The organism is Klebsiella pneumoniae subsp. pneumoniae HS11286 (assembly GCF_000240185.1).
GTDB lineage: Bacteria > Pseudomonadota > Gammaproteobacteria > Enterobacterales > Enterobacteriaceae > Klebsiella > Klebsiella pneumoniae.
Window position 1 is genome coordinate 470,209 of record NC_016845.1, and the last position, 17,670, is coordinate 487,878.

Consider the following 17,670-nt stretch of genomic DNA (forward strand, 5'->3'; position numbering starts at 1 on the left):
GTTTAATTATGTTTCGGCGCTACTGCTCGGCAATAGTCACAATGAAATAGAGGATTATTGCGGCGCGCGTCACATTTAATCAAATTCAATCTTGTTGTGATTATTTTTGATTATTAGAGTGGGCAGCGAGAAATGCTGAGCGTAAGGCGCGTTCAGCGCCTTCACCATCGGGAGTGTGTTATGGCAATCCTCTACAACATCTTTACCGTTTTCTTTAATCAGGTGATGACCAATGCCCCGCTGCTGCTGGGTATCGTCACCTGCCTGGGCTATATCCTGCTGCGCAAAAGCGTCAGCGTGATTATTAAAGGCACGATCAAAACCATTATCGGCTTCATGCTGTTACAGGCCGGCTCCGGCATCCTCACCAGCACTTTTAAACCGGTGGTGGCGAAAATGTCAGAGGTGTACGGCATCAACGGCGCGATCTCTGACACCTATGCCTCGATGATGGCGACCATCGACCGGATGGGCGAGGCCTATAGCTGGGTGGGCTATGCGGTGCTGCTGGCGCTGGCGCTCAACATCTGTTACGTCCTGCTGCGCCGGATAACCGGCATCCGCACCATCATGCTGACTGGCCATATCATGTTTCAGCAGGCGGGGCTGATCGCCGTCTCGTTCTTTATCTTTGGTTACGGAATGTGGACGACCATCATCTGTACCGCCGTGCTGGTCTCCCTGTACTGGGGTATCACCTCCAACATGATGTTCAAGCCGACTCAGCTGGTCACCGACGGCTGCGGCTTCTCCATCGGTCACCAGCAGCAGTTTGCCTCGTGGATTGCCTACAAAGTGGCGCCGTATCTGGGGAAAAAAGAGGAGAGTGTGGAAGACCTCAAGCTGCCAGGCTGGCTCAATATCTTCCACGACAACATCGTTTCCACCGCGATTGTCATGACCATTTTCTTTGGCGCGATCCTGCTTTCCTTTGGTATTGACGTCGTGCAGGCGATGGCGGGGAAAACCCACTGGACGGTCTATATCCTACAGACCGGTTTCTCCTTCGCGGTGGCCATTTTCATCATTACCCAGGGCGTGCGGATGTTCGTCGCCGAACTGTCCGAAGCCTTCAACGGTATCTCGCAACGCCTGATCCCCGGCGCGGTGCTGGCGATTGACTGCGCCGCGATTTATAGCTTTGCGCCGAATGCGGTGGTGTGGGGCTTTATGTGGGGCACCATCGGCCAGCTGATTGCCGTCGGCATTCTGGTTGGCATTGGCTCTTCAATTCTGATTATTCCGGGCTTTATCCCGATGTTCTTCTCCAACGCGACGATTGGCGTCTTTGCCAACCACTTCGGCGGCTGGCGCGCGGCGCTCAAGATCTGCCTGGTGATGGGCATGGTTGAAATTTTCGGTTGCGTGTGGGCGGTGAAGCTCACCGGTATGAGCGCCTGGATGGGAATGGCGGACTGGTCGATTCTGGCGCCGCCGATGATGCAGGGCTTCGCCTCCATCGGGCTGGCGTTTATGGCCGTCATCATCCTGATTGCTCTCGCTTATATGTTCTTCGCTGGCCGCGCGCTGCGCGCCGAAGAAGACGCGGAAAAACAACTGGCAGAGGCCTCTGCCCAATAAGGAATTCTGATTATGACCGTACGTATTCTGGCTGTGTGTGGTAACGGGCAAGGCAGTTCTATGATCATGAAAATGAAAGTGGATCAGTTCCTGACGCAATCCAATATCGACCACACGGTGAACAGCTGCGCGGTGGGTGAATACAAAAGCGAACTAAACGGCGCGGATATCATCATCGCTTCAACCCATATCGCGGGGGAGATTACCGTCTCCGGCAATAAACACGTGGTGGGGGTGCGTAATATGCTTTCCCCCGCGGATTTCGGGCCAAAGCTGCTGGAGGTGATTAAAGCTCATTTCCCGCAGGACGTGAAATAAGGAGCGGCCATGAAACTCCATGAATCACTGGCGCAGAATCACTCCATTCGCCTGCAGGCGGAAGCGGAAACCTGGCAGGAGGCGGTGAAAATCGGCGTCGATCTGCTGGTGGCCGCCGACGTGGTGGAGCCGCGCTACTACCAGGCAATCCTCGACGGCGTCGCGCAGCACGGCCCCTATTTTGTGATCGCTCCGGGATTAGCCATGCCGCACGGGCGGCCGGAAGAGGGCGTCAAAAAAACCGGCTTTGCGCTGGTCACGCTAAAGAAACCGCTGATTTTCAACCACGAAGATAACGACCCGGTCGACATCCTGATCACCATGGCGGCGGTTGACGCCACCACCCACCAGGAAGTGGGCATCATGCAGATCGTTAACCTGTTTGATGACGAAGCCAATTTCGACCGTTTACGCGCCTGCCGCAGCGAGCAGGAAGTGCTGGATTTAATCAAAAACGCCACCGCGGCGGCTGTTTAAAAGGAACACTATCATGTCATTACCTATGTTACAGGTCGCCCTCGACAACCAAACGCTGGCCAGCGCTTATGAAACAACCCGTCTGATCGCCGAAGAGGTAGATATCATTGAAGTCGGCACTATCCTCTGCGTCGGTGAAGGTGTACGCGCGGTGCGCGATCTGAAAGCGCTGTATCCGCATAAAATCGTGCTGGCGGACGCCAAAATTGCCGATGCCGGCAAGATCCTGTCGCGGATGTGCTTCGAAGCCAACGCCGACTGGGTCACGGTGATCTGCTGCGCCGATATCAACACCGCCAAAGGGGCGCTGGATGTCGCCAAAGAGTTCAACGGCGATGTGCAAATTGAGCTGACCGGCTTCTGGACCTGGGAGCAGGCGCAGGCGTGGCGCGAGGCGGGTATTCAGCAGGTGGTCTATCACCGCAGCCGCGACGCGCAGGCGGCAGGCGTGGCGTGGAGTGAGGCGGATATCAGCGCGATTAAGCGTCTGTCTGATATGGGCTTCAAAGTGACCGTCACCGGCGGGCTGGCGCTGGAAGACCTGCCGCTGTTTGCCGGGATCCCTGTTCACGTCTTTATTGCCGGACGCAGCATCCGCGATGCTGCCTCGCCGGTGGAAGCGGCGCGCCAGTTTAAACGCTCTATCGCCCAGCTGTGGGGTTAAGGAGCGACTATGTTGGCGAAATCCATTCCGCTCGGCATCTATGAAAAAGCGCTCCCCGCCGGGGAGTGCTGGCTGGAGCGGCTAAAGCTTGCAAAAGCGCTGGGCTTTGATTTCGTTGAGATGTCTCTCGATGAAACGGACGCCCGCCTTGCGCGGCTGGACTGGAGCCCGGAGCAGCGTCTGGCGCTGGTCAAGGCGGTGGCTGAAACCGGCGTCCGGGTGCCGTCGATGTGCCTTAGCGCCCATCGCCGTTTTCCGCTGGGTAGTGAAGACGACGCGGTGCGGCATCAGGGGCTGGAGATCATGCGTAAAGCCATCCGCCTGGCGCAGGATGTGGGGATTCGGGTGATCCAGCTGGCAGGCTACGACGTCTATTACCAGCAGGCGAACGATGAGACGCGCCGCCGCTTTCGCGACGGCCTGAAACAGAGCGTCGAGATGGCCAGCCGAGCCCAGGTAACCCTGGCGATGGAGATCATGGACTACCCGCTGATGAACTCGATCAGTAAAGCGCTGGGCTATGCCCATTACCTGAATAATCCGTGGTTCCAGCTTTACCCGGATATCGGCAATCTGTCGGCGTGGGATAACGACGTCCAGATGGAGCTGAAGGCGGGGAGCGGGCATATCGTGGCGGTACACGTCAAAGACACGAAGCCCGGCGTCTTTAAAAACGTGCCGTTCGGCGAAGGGGTGGTCGATTTTGAACGCTGCTTCGAAACGCTCAAGCAGACCGGCTACTGCGGCCCGTACCTGATTGAGATGTGGAGCGAAACCAGCGCTGACCCGCTGGCGGAGGTGGCGAAGGCGCGTGACTGGGTGAAGGCGCGGATGGCCCGCGCGGGCCTGATGGAGGCGGCATAATGCAACAGCTGAAACAGCAGGTGTTCGAGGCCAATATGGATCTGCCGCGCTACGGCCTGGTGACCTTTACCTGGGGTAACGTTAGCGCCATTGATCGGCAGCGTGGGCTGGTGGTGATTAAGCCCAGCGGCATCGCCTACGAGTCAATGACCGTCGATGACATGTCGGTGGTTGATCTGCAGGGGCACGTGGTGGAAGGGCGCTGGCGTCCCTCCTCTGATACCGCCACCCATCTGGCGCTCTATCGCCGTTATCCCGACCTTGGCGGGGTGGTGCATACCCATTCGACGCACGCCACCGCCTGGGCGCAGGCGGGGCTGGCGATCCCGGCGCTCGGCACCACCCATGCGGACTACTTCTTCGGCGATATTCCCTGCACCCGGGCGCTTAGCGCACAGGAGGTGGACGAGGCCTACGAGCTGAACACCGGGCAGGTGATTATCGAAACGCTGGGTGAGGCCAATCCGCTGCATACGCCGGGGATCGTCGTCTATCAGCACGGGCCATTTGCCTGGGGCAAAGACGCCCACGAGGCGGTACACAACGCGGTGGTGATGGAAGAGGTGGCGCGCATGGCGTGGATTGCCCGCGGCATTAATCCGCAGTTGCAGCCCATCGATAGCTGGCTGATGAATAAGCATTTTCAGCGTAAGCATGGGCCAAACGCCTACTATGGGCAAAAGTAGATAGCGCGCTCCGGGGCTTTCACCCCTCACGGTGAAGCAACTGGTCTGGCCCCGGAGCCGTTTTTAATCCTGACGATAGGCCGACGGCATCACGCGCATGCCGATGAGCGTGACCACGCAAATTATCGCCCCGGCGTAAAACGTCGAGGCGGCGCCGAAGGTTTCCCACAGTACCCCCGCGCCGGTGCTGGCCAGCAGCAGAGCCAGGCCACTCATCAGATTAAACATACCGAACGCCGTGCCGCGTAGCTCCGGTGGCGCCGTATGGGCGACCATCGCCGCCAGCAGGCCCTGGGTCATTCCCATATGAATCCCCCACAGCGCGACGCCGATCAGCAGCGTGCTCCAGTGGCTGCTGAGCGCCAGCACGATATCGGCGAGGATCAACACCAGCAGCCCCCACTGCAGCAGTTTGCTGTGGCTCATGCTGTCTGAGAGTTTACCGAACGGGTAAGCCGTGAGGCTGTAGACCAGGTTCATCGCCACCATCACCAGCGGGATGGTATAGAGCGGGATCTCCATCTGCTGGGCGCGCAGCACCAGAAAGGCTTCGCTGAAGCGGGCGAGGGTGAAAATGCTGCCGATCGCGACCACCCACCAGTAGGCGGCGGAGAGCTTTTTCAGGTTTTCGCGCTTCAGCGGATTGCTGCGTTTGTGCGCGATGGCGGATTTTGGCTCCTGTAGGCCGAATCCGAGCAGGAGAATGGAGAGCACGGCGGGAATGACCGCCACCCAGAAAATAGCGTGAAAATCGTTGGCCCAGATAAACATCAGCAGCACCGCCAGCAGCGGGCCGAGAAAGGCGCCGACGGTATCCAGCGCCTGGCGTAGTCCGTAGGCGGCGCCGCGGATCTCCGGCGGGGTGACATCGGCGACCAGCGCATCGCGCGGCGCGCCGCGAATACCTTTGCCTACGCGGTCAATCATGCGGGCGCTAAACACCACCCCGGCGGTAGGGGCGATGGCAAACAGCGGCTTACTGAGCGCGCCCAGGCCGTAGCCCAGCAGCGCCAGTCCTTTACGCTTGCCGACATAGTCGCTGATTGCGCCGGAGAAGACCTTCAGGATCAGGGCGGTGGCTTCCGCCAGTCCCTCGATAAGACCGATAATTATCACGCTGGCGCCGAGGGTAGTGGCCATAAACAGCGGTAAGAGGCTGTGGATCATCTCGGAGGAGACATCCATCAGCAGGCTGACGCCGCCGAGTACCCAAACGCCTTTGGGGATACGGCCTAAGGTGGCGAAACGCGGAACCATCAATCACTCCTGATTATCAAATGGCGAGTGGCTGATTAAATCAGGTTGCGATGACGCTGGTAAGTCGGTTTGTAAAATAATTCTCAATTGCGTTTAGGCGCAGACCTCGCTTCGCCCCTCGCGAGGAGAGGCGAAGAATCGGGCAGGCGTTAGCGGTATATCACCGCGCTGGCGCGAAGCGGGCCGTTGGTTTCGGGTTCGTGCATCAGGATAGGCTGAAAGTATTTCGCCCCCTGCGCATCGCTCATCTGGCTAAGGGCCTGTTCGGCCTCGTGCTCAGTGGCCATATTGTGATTGATATAGATAACGCCGAGGCTCTGCACGTCGTCCATGTTGCGGGCCTGACGTTCGGTGATTTGGATAGCTGCCAGCGCGTTGGCGCTGAAGAAAAGCGCAGCCATCATGGCGATGATTTTCAGTTTCATATACTACGCTCCTGACTGACAGTCCTGACGCTGACTCGGGGCTCTCCTGTGGTCGTTAGGCTTTGATATAAGTGTAATCGCTGCGCGTTCATCGCATGGCGACCTTTTCTGATGCAGTTGTTCAAAAAAATGCCGCTTCCTTTATTGGTTAATTTTAAATCACCCACTTAGCCCAGCTTGGCGCTTAGTGCGAATTATTTGTGCAAATGCGCTTGTGTTCCTGAGGGGCCGCCATTAGAATGACGCGTCAATTTTTCAGCCGCCCTTTAACACGTTCCTTGCCTCCATGGGCCGCGGCTGACCCAGACAGGAGGCTGAATAATCCGTAAGGAGCAATTCGATGCGTCATTACGAAATCGTTTTTATGGTCCATCCTGACCAGAGCGAACAGGTTCCGGGCATGATCGAACGTTACACTGGTGCAATTACTGCAGCAGCAGGTACGATCCACCGTCTGGAAGACTGGGGCCGCCGTCAGCTGGCTTATCCGATCAACAAACTGCACAAAGCTCACTACGTTCTGATGAACGTTGAAGCGCCGCAGGAAGCGATCGATGAGCTGGAAACTAACTTCCGCTTCAACGACGCCGTTATCCGCAGCATGGTAATGCGTACTAAGCACGCTGTTACCGAAGCATCTCCGATGGTTAAAGCGAAAGACGAGCGCCGTGAGCGTCGCGAAGATTTCGCCAACGAAACCGCAGATGATTCTGAAGCTGGGGATTCTGAAGAGTAATCCTGATGACCAACCGTCTGGAGCTGTCCGGCATTATTTGCAGGACTCCACTTCGTAAGGTCAGCCCGTCAGGAATTCCTCACTGCCAGTTCGTGCTTGAGCATCGTTCAGTGCAGGAGGAAGCCGGTTTTCACCGGCAGGCATGGTGTCAGATGCCCGTTATTATTAGCGGTCATGAGAACCAGGCCATTACTCACAGTATAACGGTCGGTAGCGCAGTAACCGTTCGAGGGTTCATCTCTTGCCATAAGGCAAAGAACGGCTTGAGCAAAATGGTTCTGCATGCCGAGCAGATTGAATTGATAGATTCTGGAGACTAGCCATATGGCACGTTATTTCCGTCGTCGCAAGTTCTGCCGTTTCACCGCGGAAGGCGTTCAAGAGATCGACTATAAAGATATCGCTACGCTGAAAAACTACATCACCGAAAGCGGTAAGATTGTCCCGAGCCGTATCACCGGTACCCGTGCAAAATACCAGCGTCAGCTGGCTCGCGCTATCAAACGCGCTCGCTACCTGTCCCTGCTGCCGTACACTGATCGTCATCAGTAATCGGTCACGGTCCATTAATACGACTTTGAGAGGATAAGGTAATGCAAGTTATTCTGCTTGATAAAGTAGCAAACCTGGGTAGCCTGGGTGATCAGGTTAACGTTAAAGCGGGCTACGCTCGTAACTTCCTGGTCCCGCAGGGTAAAGCTGTTCCTGCTACCAAGAAAAACGTTGAATTCTTCGAAGCACGTCGTGCTGAACTGGAAGCCAAACTGGCTGACGTTCTGGCAGCAGCTGAAGCTCGTGCTGAGCAGATCAACGCCCTGGAATCCGTAACCATCGCGTCTAAAGCTGGCGACGAAGGTAAACTGTTCGGTTCCATCGGTACTCGCGACATCGCTGACGCTGTTACTGCAGCAGGCGTTAAAGTTGCTAAGAGCGAAGTTCGCCTGCCGAACGGCGTTCTGCGTAACGTTGGCGAGCACGAAGTGAACTTCCAGGTTCACAGCGAAGTATTCGCTAAAGTTATCATCAACGTGGTTGCTGAGTAATCGGCCTCTGACGTTCTGGTAACAACAAACCGCCGGCCTTGTGCCGGCGTTTTGCTTTTTAGCGCCTTTCATTTTGCGGCGGCGTAACGCTTGCTGTCGTCTTCTCTGCTATCGCGCACGCACAAAGCTGCCGTTCGACTGGCGGGTAAACAGCACCTGCTGGCCGTTGCCGGTATCGATAGTGAGCCCGGTGACCACGCCGTTGGCGTTCTGCCGAATCTGCACCGTCTGTCCGCTCTGCAAAGTACTTAGCGGCTTGCCAGCGCCTTCAACCTGCGCCATGGCGTAGACGTCAGTGGCCGGCAGCCCATGATCGCGGAACAGCTGCGCCAGGGTTTTGCCTGACTCGATGCGATAGGTCCGCCATTGCTGCTCAATACCCGGCGCGGACTGCTGTGATGAGGATTGATAAGGCTGGGAGGCGGCGGGCTGCTGCGTCTGCGCCTGATCCGGCTGCTCATCCTGAATCGGCTCCGGGGCGACCGGCGCCATCTGATCGGCGTCGCTCACGGTAGGCGTATTAGTGATCGGCGGCAGCGGAACGGCCTGATTGCCGCCAGCTTGCGGCTGGGACTGCGACTGTAGGTTCAGGTTCGCTTCACGGCTGGTGGACGCCGGGCTTTGGCTATCATCGGAGGGAAGCAGAATACCGATAATAACCAACAGGAAGCCAGCGATAATTCCCCGGCGGTGCATCGGAGGCAGCGGGTCCAGGAGGCGAAAATGATCCGGGGCGTGCCAGATTTTCGCCAGGGTAGATGTCAGTTCAAAGCGCCCGGGCATGGCTTTCCTCCTGCTCCGCATATTTATATCCTGCTCATGAGTATAGATGGCTAACGTCCTGATGACCGGAACAAAGTGAAGTTAACCTGCTGCCGCCTATTGTTTCTTTTTCGCTGAGATTTGTCATCATCCGCCGACAAAGTTTTACCCATTTCGCTATGGCTGTTATGCTTTCGCACGCTTTTATCTTGATGTTTATCACCCAAAAAGGAACAACGATGGCAACCCCAACTTTTGACACTATCGAAGCGCAGGCAAGTTACGGTATCGGCTTGCAGGTTGGACAACAGCTGAGCGAATCCGGCCTGCAGGGGCTGCTGCCGGAAGCGCTGGTGGCGGGTATCGCCGATGCGCTGGAAGGTAACCAGCCGCAGGTGCCGGTGGAAGCCGTTCACCGCGCGCTGCGTGAAATCCACGAGCGTGCTGACGCTGTGCGTCGCGAGCGTTTTCAGGCCATGGCCGCTGACGGCCAAAAATACCTTGATGAAAACCGCGAGAAAGAGGGTGTGAACAGCACCGAGTCTGGTCTGCAGTTCCGCGTACTGACCCAGGGCGAAGGCCCGATCCCGGCGCGTACTGACCGCGTTCGCGTGCACTACACTGGCAAACTGATCGACGGCACCGTCTTCGACAGCTCCGTTGCTCGCGGTGAACCGGCTGAATTCCCGGTGACCGGCGTGATCGGCGGCTGGATTGAAGCGCTGACTCTGATGCCGGTAGGTTCCAAATGGGAACTGACGATCCCGCACAACCTCGCCTACGGTGAGCGCGGCGCTGGCGCATCGATTCCTCCGTTCAGCACCCTGATCTTCGAAGTTGAACTGCTGGACATTATCTAAACAGCAGCGGCTTCCTCTTCCCCGCGGCAGGGGAAGCCATAAAAATAGCGTAAAATCCTTAAGTTAAAAATTAATTGGAATTATGTTTTGCATTCATCACGTATGGGTGTATTTTTGTGAGATATTTCGCGTTAGATGAGTGATATAACACTCACTTTAAACATAAAATTAACATTATATCTAAATCATAGTATTCATCCCTCCGATTCTTACCTAATATCGACTAGCCCTTGCTGGGGTTAATGACAGACGACGGGCCATCAGAGCCTGAACAACACAGACAGGTACAACAGGAAGAAATCACATGGTAGATCAGGTTAAAGTCGCTGCTGTCGAGCAGGAGCCGACTGAACAATCGCTACGGCGAAATCTCACAAACCGACATATTCAGCTGATCGCGATTGGCGGAGCGATCGGCACCGGGTTATTTATGGGTTCTGGCAAAACCATCAGCCTTGCCGGACCATCCATTATCTTTGTTTATATGATTATCGGTTTTATGCTGTTTTTCGTGATGCGTGCCATGGGCGAATTACTGCTGTCGAACCTCGAATATAAATCCTTTAGCGACTTCGCGGCCGATCTGCTGGGGCCGTGGGCGGGCTACTTTACCGGCTGGACCTACTGGTTCTGCTGGGTAGTGACCGGGATGGCGGACGTTGTCGCCATCACCGCCTACGCGCAGTTCTGGTTTCCCGGACTCTCCGACTGGGTCGCCTCGCTGGCGGTGATCCTGCTGCTGCTGGGCCTGAACCTGGCCACCGTCAAGATGTTTGGCGAAATGGAGTTCTGGTTCGCGATGATCAAAATTGTCGCCATCGTGGCGCTGATCGTGGTCGGCCTGGTAATGGTGATGATGCATTTCAAATCGCCGACCGGGGTCGAAGCCTCTTTCGCCCACCTGTGGAATGACGGCGGCTGGTTCCCGAAAGGGCTGAGCGGCTTCTTCGCCGGCTTCCAGATTGCGGTGTTTGCCTTCGTGGGGATTGAGCTGGTGGGTACCACCGCCGCCGAAACCAAAGACCCGGAAAAGTCCCTGCCGCGGGCGATTAACTCCATCCCGCTGCGTATCATTATGTTCTACGTCTTCGCGCTGATTGTGATTATGTCGGTGACGCCGTGGAGCTCCGTGGTGCCGAGCAAGAGCCCGTTCGTTGAGCTGTTCGTGCTGGTTGGTCTGCCGGCGGCGGCGAGCCTGATCAACTTCGTGGTGCTGACCTCCGCGGCCTCCTCGGCCAACAGCGGCGTGTTCTCTACCAGCCGTATGCTGTTCGGTCTGGCGCAGGATGGTCAGGCGCCGAAGATGTTCGCCAAGCTGTCGAAGCGTGCGGTGCCGGCGAAGGGCTTAACCTTCTCCTGCATGTGTCTGCTGGGCGGGGTGGTGATGCTGATGGTCAACCCGAGCGTGATTGCCGCCTTCACCATGATCACCACGGTGTCGGCGATCCTGTTTATGTTCGTCTGGACCATCATCCTTTGCTCTTACCTGGCGTATCGCAAAAACCGCCCTCAGCTGCATGAGAAGTCGAGCTACAAGATGCCGCTGGGTAAAGTCATGTGCTGGGTGTGCATGGCCTTCTTCGTCTTTGTGCTGGTGCTGTTGACCCTGGAAGACGATACCCGTGAAGCGCTGATGGTCACCCCGCTGTGGTTTGTGCTGCTGGGCGCGGGCTGGCTGTTTGCCGGCAAAAAACGGCTGGCGAAATAAACGAAAATTTTAACGTTGCTTGCAACGGCCCGTCATAAAAAAGACCACCCGGAGTGGCCAAATAAGACGGACAATGTCGAGGGCGCCCGCGGGCGCCTTTTTCTTTACTTTCCGCCGAGGGCGCGCGGGAACAGCACATTATTTTCCAGGCTGATGTGTTCCATCAGATCGTCGATCATCTCGTTGATACCGTTATACATCGCCTTCCAGGTGGTACAGGCTTCCGGCGGCGGCGTCACGTTGTGGGTGATGTGCTTAATGACTTCCAGCAGTTCACCCGCTTCATCATGCTCGCTTTCCATCACGCTGATCGGCCCCCCGGCCTGGGCGCCCATTCCCTGTTTGATCATCGGGAACAGGATCTGCTCCTCTTTCATCATGTGGCTGGAAAGCTCCTGATGCAGCATGGTCAGGTACTTAGTCAGTCCTTTCGGCACGTTCGGTTTATCGGCATGGACGCGTTCAACCTTGGTGGCCTGCAGGATCAGCTCCGGCAGCTGTTCACGGTGCCGGTCGTGATAGCGAACGATGATATGGTCGATAATCTCCGCGAGGGGCGCCGCGCGCCAGTCGCGGGAGAGAGGCTGTTCGGCCAGTTTCGCCAGCTCGGCTTCAATCACCGCGACATCCAGCGCTTTGCGCGACGCGGCGCGCGCCAGGGTCTGTTTGCCGCCGCAGCAGTAATCCATATCGTATTGACGGAACAGGGCGGAGGCGCGCGGGATGGTCAGCGCCAGCTCGCCTAAAGGTTGGTCACGGAAAGCCATAGCAGTTACCTCGTCATCAGGAATATAAGATGTATTTTAAATGCATCTTTTTGGCGAGGGAATACCCCTTAAGGAGGCGAGGCTACTTTTTTTCGTCCGCCAGCGGCTGCAGCATCGGTTTTTCCGGTCTGGCGCGTACGGCAGAGACCACGCCGAGCACCAGCAGCAGGATCCCGCTCAGGGTCAGCAGCGGCGGTAAGCTTTGCCGCAGCAGGAAGGTATACAGCAGTCCGGCCAGGGTTTCGAAGACGATAAGCGGGCCGAGGATCACCGTCGGCAGCCGCTGGCTGGCAATATTCCAGCATAGCGCGCCGACCCATGAGCAGAGCACCGCGATGGCCAGCATCAGCGTAATAAACACCGCAGGACGCGGGCCGAAGGGCAGGGGAAACCCGGCCTGCTGACCGTGCAGCCAGGCGCAGGCGGCGAGATAGCCGGCCAGCGAAACCGGAAGCGTCACCAGCGCCTGAGCGGTAGCCCACATCATTGGCGGTTGATGCGGGTTCTCCCGCAGCCAGCGGGCGTTGCGCAGGGCATACCAGGCCCAGCAGACCACCGATCCCAGCGCCAGCGCAATGCCGGAGCCGTAGCGCCACGGGCTAAAATTCGGCAGCCCCTGACGCAGCTCCGCGACGTTAACGCAGATCAGGCCCACGGCGATGCAGATCAGCGCCGGAAACAGGCGCCGCCACGGCAGCTTCCCGTCGCGCTGGCTGTAGAGCAGATTGGCGAACACCGGCAGTACCACCGGCAGCGTGCCGATAATCATGGTGGAAACCGGCGCCCCGGTGCGCTGAATGGCGCTGGCCAGGCAGACGTAATAGATAAGGTTCCCCATCATTGTCAGGCCCAGCGCGGTCCACCAGTCGTGCCGGCTCAACTGGCGCAGTCGCGCGCGCCCGAGCCACGCCAGCGGCAGGGCGATCAGGCCCAGCGCCAGATAGCGTCCCATCGACTGCAGCATCGCCGGATACTCTGGCACCAGCAAAGGCCCGACGAAAATTAAACCCCACATCAGCCCCGCCAGCAGGGCGTATAACACACCACTAATCATCATTGCATCCGTTGTCATTACCGTTGTCTGCAGTGTAGAAGGGGGCCGGGCAGGAATATTGTATGAGATTGCGCATTAGCGCCTGGCGACCTGCTTCTGATAGCGCACCGGCGTAATGCCGTAACGCTGGGTGAAGGCGCGGGTCAGGTGGGACTGGTCGGTGAGGCCGACGGCTATCGCCACTTCGGCGGCGGGCATGCCGTGGGTGAGGAACGCTTTGGCGCGCCACAGACGGATGGCCATCAGCATCTGATGGGGCGTTACGTGATAGTGGGCTTTAAACTGGCGCTGAAAGTGGTACGGGCTCAGCGCCGCCACCTGCGCCAGCTCGTCGAGGGTGATGGGACGCATATAGTTATCGTGCAGGTAGTCGCGCACGCGGTCAAAGCGATGCCCGGCCTCACCTTGCGCAGAGGCATGGTGGGCCAGAGGGCGGAAGGCGTCGATGAGGTCGAGCAGCAGTCCCTGCTGGGCCAGCGGATCGTCGCTATGCCACAGGCCATAAATCAGCTGGCCAATCTGTCGGGAACGTAGAGGATCCTCGCGGACCACCTCGCTGAACCACCAGTCTCGCACCCCGGTGATGGCTTCAAGACGGTCCGGCTCCAGATAAATCATCCGGTAGCGCCAGCCGTCGGCGGTTTCCGCTTCGCCGGTGTGCAGCTCGTCGGGATTCATGGTGACAATTGAGTTTGCGGCGGCAATATGCTGACTGCCGCGGTAGCGAAAGCGCTCCGCGCCTTGCTCAATCACGCCGATGCCGAAGGCTTCGTGGGTATGGGGTTCAAAGGCGTAGCGGGATATATGGGCGTGGTAAAGCTCCACCCCGGGCAGCTGTTCGAGATGGCGAAAGCGCGCGCGGTCTTTTTCATCACTAAATTGGAGTGGTACGCCCTGCATGCCTGCCTCCCGACGGTTATCCCTTCAATATGGGAGAGGAACCGCCGGGACGCAACCGCAAAAGCTGAGAGGGGCGGTTACAGAATGCCTTTTACACTCTCGGCAAGGGAGGTGGTCGGGCGGCCGATCAGCGTACTCAGGGTGCGGCTGTCGTCAAACAGTCCGCCTTTCGACGCGCCGACATCGGAATCCGCCAGCATATCGGCAAGCCCGGCCGGCAGGCCGACGCTTTTCAGCGCGGCGGCGAAATCGGCTTCGCTGAGGTTCTGGTAGACCACGTTTTTCCCGCTTTGCTTGCTCAGCTCGGCAGCCAGGTCGCTCAGCGTCCAGGCGTTATCACCCGCCAGTTCGTAAATTTTGCCTTCATGACCCTCACTGGCGATAACGCGGGCGGCAGCGGCGGCATAATCGGCGCGGGTGGCGGAGGCGATTTTACCCTCGCCGGCGGCGCCGATAAACACGCCATGCTCCAGCGCCGGCGGCGCGCTGGCCAGATAGTTTTCGGTATACCAGCCGTTACGCAGCAGGGCGTAAGCGATACCAGAGTCGGCCAGCATCTGCTCGGTTTCGATATGCTCTGCGGCCAGACCCAGCGGCGAAGTGTCGGCATGCAGCAGGCTGGTATAGGCGATGAATTTTACCCCGGCGGCTTTGGCGGCGTTAATGACGTTGCGGTGCTGTACAGCACGCTGGCCGACTTCGCTGGAGGAGATTAACAGCAGTTTATCCACGCCCTGCAGCGCGGCGGTCAGCGCCGCTTCGTCGCTGTAGTCGGCCTGGCGGACAACCACGCCCTGCTGGCTGAGCGCCTGGGCTTTGGCCGGGTTGCGGACAATCGCCACAATCTGGCTGGCAGGGACGGTGTTAAGCAGGTCTTGCAGAACGTAGTGGCCAAGCTGGCCGGTGGCACCGGTAAGAGCGATCATGGGTCTTCTCCTTCGTATTTATTGGCAGTTGTGGTAAGCTACCACCTTAACTAACTTTTAGTAAGTACGTACAAAAAGGTAAGTGTGAAATGGCCGAACCGACGCTGAGCGAGAAATTGCGCACCGGCAATTTGTTTGCGGAACAGTGCCCGTCGCGCGATGTGCTTAAACATGTCACCAGCCGCTGGGGCGTGTTGATTCTGGTGGCGCTGCGCGAGGGAACCCACCGTTTCAGCGATCTGCGCCGTAAGATGGGCGGGGTCAGCGAAAAGATGCTGGCGCAGTCGCTGCAGGCGCTGGAGCAGGATGGTTTTATCGACCGCGTCTCTTATCCGGTGGTGCCCCCGCACGTTGAATATAGCCTGACGCCGCTCGGCCTGCAGGTGAGCGAGAAGGTGGCCGCCCTGGCGGACTGGATCGAGGTTAATCTGCCCTCGGTGCTGGCTAACCACGGGGAGTGAAAATGTATCACTCCCTGTAGCCCCGGTAAGCGCAGCGCCGCCGGGGAACAGGCATTACTTGCTCAAATCCAGCTGATAAATGGCGAAGCCGATATCATCGGTGGCCACCTGGCGCATTGGATACTGCGCTTTCTCTTTGATAAACGCCGCGGCTTTGTCGCCAGGCGAGGTCTCAAAACGAATATCCAACGGCGTGTTGCTGTGGATCGGCGCCAGACGCCAGTTGTTATCCGCCGCCGGATGGATCGCGCCTTCCTTCTTCGATTGCGCGCCAATCCATGCCGCCAGCACCGAACGGTTTTCATCCGGTGAGGCGAAGGCGATATGGCTCTCACCGGTGCCGGCGAATTTGCCGCCGTAAGCGCGATAGTTATTGGTCGCGACCAGGAAAGTAGCCTGCGGATCAACCGGTTTTCCATTGAAGGTCAGGTGCTTAATACGCTCTGCCTGCGGATGGATCATCTGACATTCGCCGTCGTAGCGGGCCGGCTGAGTGACGTCGATCTGGTAGTTCACCCCGTCAATGACGTCGAAGTTGTAGGTGCGGAAGCCGTCCCAGTTGATCAGCGACTGCGGCTTGCTGCTGGCGGGATCGATCTGGTTAAACTGTCCGGCAGAGCATTCCAGCCACTCCTTAACCTCTTTCCCGCTGACCTTCATCACCACCAGGGTGTTGGGGTAGAGATAGAGGTCGGCGGCATTGCGGAAGGTGAGCTGGCCTTTCTCCACTTCGACAAAGCTCGCCGGATCGTTTTTACGCCCGCCGACTTTAAACGGCGCGGCGGCGGAGAGCACCGGCAGCTTCGCCAGATCCGGGTCGCCCTGAATATAGTGTTCGACGTAGGCTTTCTGCGCCATGTTGACCACCTGCACCGTCGGGTCGTCCTGCACCAGCGCCAGATAGCTGTACATGTTGTCGGCGGACTTGCCGATCGGCTTGCTGACGAATTCGCGAGTGGCGTCATGATCGGCTTTCAGCACCGCCACCAGCTTGCCATCTTCGGCCGCCAGTGATTTCTTCGCCACCGCGTCATAGATTGGCCGCGCTTCCGCTTTACTCTGAGTTACCTGCCATTTACCGCTGTCGTTATTTAGCACCAGATCGACCACCCCGAGATGATCGCCCCACATTCCCGGCATCACCGCCGGTACGCCGTTCAGCGTCCCTTTGGCGATATCCGCGCCTTTGATGTTGGCGAAGTCTTTACCCGGGAACACCGCGTGGGCATGGCCGAACATAATGGCGTCCACGCCGGGCACCTGGCTTAAGTAGTAAACCGAATTCTCGGCCATCGCCTGATACGGGTCGGCGGAGAGGCCGGAGTGAGCGACCACTACCACCACATCAGCCCCTTTCGCCCGCATCTCCGGGATATATTTGCGCGCGGTTTCGGTAATGTCATTGACCGTCACCTTGCCGTTAAGATTGGCTTTATCCCAGGTCATGATCTGCGGCGGCACAAAGCCGATATAGCCGATGCGCAGGGTGTGGATTTGACCGTCGCTGTCCACGACCCGGGTATCCTGGATCAGGTACGGCGTAAACATCGGTTTGCCGGTTTTGGCATCGATGATATTGGCGTTCACGTAGGTGAACTTCGCCCCGGCCAGCGCCTTGTGCAGGAAGTCGAGACCGTAATTGAACTCATGGTTGCCCAGGTTGCCGACGGCGTAATTCAGGGTGTTCATCGCCTTATACACCGGATGTACATCGCCCTCTTTGAGCCCTTTTGCCGCCATATAGTCGCCTAACGGGCTCCCCTGGATCACATCCCCGTTATCCACCAGCACGCTGTTTTTAACTTCTGCCCGCGCCTGTTCGATCAGGCTGGCGGTACGCACCAGGCCGAATTTCTCCGTGGCGGCATCTTTGTAATAGTCGAAGTCCATCATATTGCTGTGCAGATCGGTGGTTTCCATGATCCGCAGGTCGACCGTCGCGGCGTTGACGCTGGCGGCGATCAGCGTGGCCAGGAGCGTTGCGCTAAACTTAATCATCAGAGGCGTCCTTTTTTATGAGCGATAGCACAGAAGAAAATGTATTTATATTCTGTTGCTTACAGAAATGTGAATCTTGCCAGAAAAGCGGGCAGAGAAACCGCCATCGTTATCACAGATAGCGGAACTCGCGGTGATGCGATATAAATAAAACAACGAGTTAACGCCACTGTAACCAGACGA

The 17,670-nt window shown here is 57.8% G+C and carries 20 protein-coding genes; 12 read left to right on the plus strand and 8 right to left on the minus strand.

Going from position 1 to position 17,670, the window contains the following annotated elements:
• The first annotated feature begins 180 nt into the window (after positions 1-180).
• The 6 genes from KPHS_04330 to KPHS_04380 are packed head-to-tail and all read left to right on the plus strand — an operon-like array spanning position 181 to position 4,590.
• On the plus strand, positions 181-1,581 hold the full coding sequence (locus KPHS_04330) for a PTS system ascorbate-specific transporter subunit IIC (protein YP_005224733.1): 1,401 nt from the start codon (positions 181-183) through the stop codon (positions 1,579-1,581).
• A gap of 60 nt (positions 1,582-1,641) precedes the next feature.
• On the plus strand, positions 1,642-1,899 hold the full coding sequence (locus KPHS_04340) for an L-ascorbate-specific enzyme IIB component of PTS (protein ID YP_005224734.1): 258 nt from the start codon (positions 1,642-1,644) through the stop codon (positions 1,897-1,899).
• Positions 1,900-1,908: 9 nt separating this feature from the next.
• A complete protein-coding gene (locus tag KPHS_04350; protein YP_005224735.1) occupies positions 1,909-2,376 on the plus strand; it encodes an L-ascorbate-specific enzyme IIA component of PTS in 468 nt (155 codons plus the stop codon).
• A 13-nt stretch (positions 2,377-2,389) separates the two neighbouring features.
• Complete coding sequence (locus KPHS_04360; protein ID YP_005224736.1) at positions 2,390-3,040, plus strand: 3-dehydro-L-gulonate-6-phosphate decarboxylase; 651 nt, start codon at positions 2,390-2,392, stop codon at positions 3,038-3,040.
• Between the two features lie 9 nt (positions 3,041-3,049).
• The gene (locus KPHS_04370) at positions 3,050-3,904 is read left to right on the plus strand and encodes an L-xylulose 5-phosphate 3-epimerase (RefSeq protein YP_005224737.1); all 855 of its coding nucleotides are present in this window, start codon (positions 3,050-3,052) and stop codon (positions 3,902-3,904) included.
• A complete protein-coding gene (locus tag KPHS_04380; protein ID YP_005224738.1) occupies positions 3,904-4,590 on the plus strand; it encodes an L-ribulose-5-phosphate 4-epimerase in 687 nt (228 codons plus the stop codon). Before KPHS_04370 ends, KPHS_04380 begins: the two co-directional genes overlap by 1 nt.
• 63 nt (positions 4,591-4,653) lie before the next feature.
• On the opposite strand, the gene KPHS_04390 is transcribed toward KPHS_04380, so the two are convergent.
• Both KPHS_04390 and KPHS_04400 read right to left on the minus strand, forming a co-directional pair.
• Positions 4,654-5,847: an MFS transporter gene (locus tag KPHS_04390; protein YP_005224739.1), complete on the minus strand. Its 1,194-nt coding sequence runs from the start codon at positions 5,845-5,847 to the stop codon at positions 4,654-4,656.
• A gap of 149 nt (positions 5,848-5,996) precedes the next feature.
• Entirely contained in the window at positions 5,997-6,272 is a 276-nt protein-coding gene (locus KPHS_04400) for a DUF1471 domain-containing protein (RefSeq protein YP_005224740.1), read from the minus strand.
• Between the two features lie 340 nt (positions 6,273-6,612).
• Between KPHS_04400 and KPHS_04410 the strand changes: the two genes are divergently transcribed.
• The 3 genes from KPHS_04410 to KPHS_04430 all read left to right on the plus strand — a co-directional run bounded on the left by KPHS_04410 (position 6,613) and on the right by KPHS_04430 (position 8,051).
• Positions 6,613-7,008, plus strand: a complete 396-nt coding sequence (locus tag KPHS_04410; RefSeq protein ID YP_005224741.1) for a 30S ribosomal protein S6 — start codon at positions 6,613-6,615, stop codon at positions 7,006-7,008.
• Positions 7,009-7,332: 324 nt separating this feature from the next.
• On the plus strand, positions 7,333-7,560 hold the full coding sequence (locus KPHS_04420) for a 30S ribosomal protein S18 (RefSeq protein YP_005224742.1): 228 nt from the start codon (positions 7,333-7,335) through the stop codon (positions 7,558-7,560).
• 41 nt (positions 7,561-7,601) lie between these two features.
• The gene (locus KPHS_04430) at positions 7,602-8,051 is read left to right on the plus strand and encodes a 50S ribosomal protein L9 (protein ID YP_005224743.1); all 450 of its coding nucleotides are present in this window, start codon (positions 7,602-7,604) and stop codon (positions 8,049-8,051) included.
• Between the two features lie 108 nt (positions 8,052-8,159).
• Here KPHS_04430 and KPHS_04440 read toward each other — a convergent pair whose 3' ends face one another.
• A complete protein-coding gene (locus tag KPHS_04440; RefSeq protein ID YP_005224744.1) occupies positions 8,160-8,834 on the minus strand; it encodes a putative cell envelope opacity-associated protein A in 675 nt (224 codons plus the stop codon).
• 218 nt (positions 8,835-9,052) lie between these two features.
• Between KPHS_04440 and KPHS_04450 the strand changes: the two genes are divergently transcribed.
• On the plus strand, positions 9,053-9,673 hold the full coding sequence (locus KPHS_04450; protein YP_005224745.1) for a peptidyl-prolyl cis-trans isomerase: 621 nt from the start codon (positions 9,053-9,055) through the stop codon (positions 9,671-9,673).
• A 304-nt stretch (positions 9,674-9,977) separates the two neighbouring features.
• Positions 9,978-11,381 (plus strand): D-alanine/D-serine/glycine permease, encoded by a 1,404-nt coding sequence (locus KPHS_04460; RefSeq protein YP_005224746.1) that lies wholly within the window; start codon positions 9,978-9,980, stop codon positions 11,379-11,381.
• 104 nt (positions 11,382-11,485) lie between these two features.
• Here KPHS_04460 and KPHS_04470 read toward each other — a convergent pair whose 3' ends face one another.
• The 4 genes from KPHS_04470 to KPHS_04500 all read right to left on the minus strand — a co-directional run bounded on the left by KPHS_04470 (position 11,486) and on the right by KPHS_04500 (position 15,028).
• Complete coding sequence (locus KPHS_04470) at positions 11,486-12,148, minus strand: cell morphogenesis/cell wall metabolism regulator (protein ID YP_005224747.1); 663 nt, start codon at positions 12,146-12,148, stop codon at positions 11,486-11,488.
• A gap of 82 nt (positions 12,149-12,230) precedes the next feature.
• Entirely contained in the window at positions 12,231-13,202 is a 972-nt protein-coding gene (locus KPHS_04480; RefSeq protein ID YP_005224748.1) for a putative cationic amino acid transport protein, read from the minus strand.
• Positions 13,203-13,277: 75 nt separating this feature from the next.
• Positions 13,278-14,102 (minus strand): putative helix-turn-helix AraC-type transcriptional regulator, encoded by an 825-nt coding sequence (locus KPHS_04490; RefSeq protein YP_005224749.1) that lies wholly within the window; start codon positions 14,100-14,102, stop codon positions 13,278-13,280.
• 77 nt (positions 14,103-14,179) lie between these two features.
• Positions 14,180-15,028: a putative oxidoreductase gene (locus KPHS_04500; protein ID YP_005224750.1), complete on the minus strand. Its 849-nt coding sequence runs from the start codon at positions 15,026-15,028 to the stop codon at positions 14,180-14,182.
• Positions 15,029-15,117: 89 nt separating this feature from the next.
• Here KPHS_04500 and KPHS_04510 point away from each other — a divergent pair, with 89 nt between their 5' ends.
• A complete protein-coding gene (locus KPHS_04510) occupies positions 15,118-15,489 on the plus strand; it encodes a putative transcriptional regulator (protein YP_005224751.1) in 372 nt (123 codons plus the stop codon).
• A gap of 54 nt (positions 15,490-15,543) precedes the next feature.
• On the opposite strand, the gene KPHS_04520 is transcribed toward KPHS_04510, so the two are convergent.
• A complete protein-coding gene (locus KPHS_04520; RefSeq protein YP_005224752.1) occupies positions 15,544-17,487 on the minus strand; it encodes a 2',3'-cyclic-nucleotide 2'-phosphodiesterase in 1,944 nt (647 codons plus the stop codon).
• Positions 17,488-17,670: the final 183 nt, after the last annotated feature.

What these genes read in the sequence shown, in the direction of transcription:
- KPHS_04410 (YP_005224741.1), top strand. Translation starts at nt 6,613, where the DNA reads ATGCGTCATTACGAAATCGTTTTTATGGTCCATCCTGACCAGAGCGAA.
- KPHS_04450 (YP_005224745.1), top strand. Translation starts at nt 9,053, where the DNA reads ATGGCAACCCCAACTTTTGACACTATCGAAGCGCAGGCAAGTTACGGT.
- KPHS_04360 (YP_005224736.1), top strand. Translation starts at nt 2,390, where the DNA reads ATGTCATTACCTATGTTACAGGTCGCCCTCGACAACCAAACGCTGGCC.
- KPHS_04520 (YP_005224752.1), bottom strand. Translation starts at nt 17,487, where the DNA reads ATGATTAAGTTTAGCGCAACGCTCCTGGCCACGCTGATCGCCGCCAGC.
- KPHS_04370 (YP_005224737.1), top strand. Translation starts at nt 3,050, where the DNA reads ATGTTGGCGAAATCCATTCCGCTCGGCATCTATGAAAAAGCGCTCCCC.
- KPHS_04380 (YP_005224738.1), top strand. Translation starts at nt 3,904, where the DNA reads ATGCAACAGCTGAAACAGCAGGTGTTCGAGGCCAATATGGATCTGCCG.
- KPHS_04440 (YP_005224744.1), bottom strand. Translation starts at nt 8,834, where the DNA reads ATGCCCGGGCGCTTTGAACTGACATCTACCCTGGCGAAAATCTGGCAC.
- KPHS_04510 (YP_005224751.1), top strand. Translation starts at nt 15,118, where the DNA reads ATGGCCGAACCGACGCTGAGCGAGAAATTGCGCACCGGCAATTTGTTT.
- KPHS_04390 (YP_005224739.1), bottom strand. Translation starts at nt 5,847, where the DNA reads ATGGTTCCGCGTTTCGCCACCTTAGGCCGTATCCCCAAAGGCGTTTGG.
- KPHS_04490 (YP_005224749.1), bottom strand. Translation starts at nt 14,102, where the DNA reads ATGCAGGGCGTACCACTCCAATTTAGTGATGAAAAAGACCGCGCGCGC.
- KPHS_04330 (YP_005224733.1), top strand. Translation starts at nt 181, where the DNA reads ATGGCAATCCTCTACAACATCTTTACCGTTTTCTTTAATCAGGTGATG.
- KPHS_04430 (YP_005224743.1), top strand. Translation starts at nt 7,602, where the DNA reads ATGCAAGTTATTCTGCTTGATAAAGTAGCAAACCTGGGTAGCCTGGGT.
- KPHS_04420 (YP_005224742.1), top strand. Translation starts at nt 7,333, where the DNA reads ATGGCACGTTATTTCCGTCGTCGCAAGTTCTGCCGTTTCACCGCGGAA.
- KPHS_04350 (YP_005224735.1), top strand. Translation starts at nt 1,909, where the DNA reads ATGAAACTCCATGAATCACTGGCGCAGAATCACTCCATTCGCCTGCAG.
- KPHS_04470 (YP_005224747.1), bottom strand. Translation starts at nt 12,148, where the DNA reads ATGGCTTTCCGTGACCAACCTTTAGGCGAGCTGGCGCTGACCATCCCG.
- KPHS_04480 (YP_005224748.1), bottom strand. Translation starts at nt 13,202, where the DNA reads ATGATTAGTGGTGTGTTATACGCCCTGCTGGCGGGGCTGATGTGGGGT.
- KPHS_04500 (YP_005224750.1), bottom strand. Translation starts at nt 15,028, where the DNA reads ATGATCGCTCTTACCGGTGCCACCGGCCAGCTTGGCCACTACGTTCTG.
- KPHS_04340 (YP_005224734.1), top strand. Translation starts at nt 1,642, where the DNA reads ATGATCATGAAAATGAAAGTGGATCAGTTCCTGACGCAATCCAATATC.
- KPHS_04460 (YP_005224746.1), top strand. Translation starts at nt 9,978, where the DNA reads ATGGTAGATCAGGTTAAAGTCGCTGCTGTCGAGCAGGAGCCGACTGAA.
- KPHS_04400 (YP_005224740.1), bottom strand. Translation starts at nt 6,272, where the DNA reads ATGAAACTGAAAATCATCGCCATGATGGCTGCGCTTTTCTTCAGCGCC.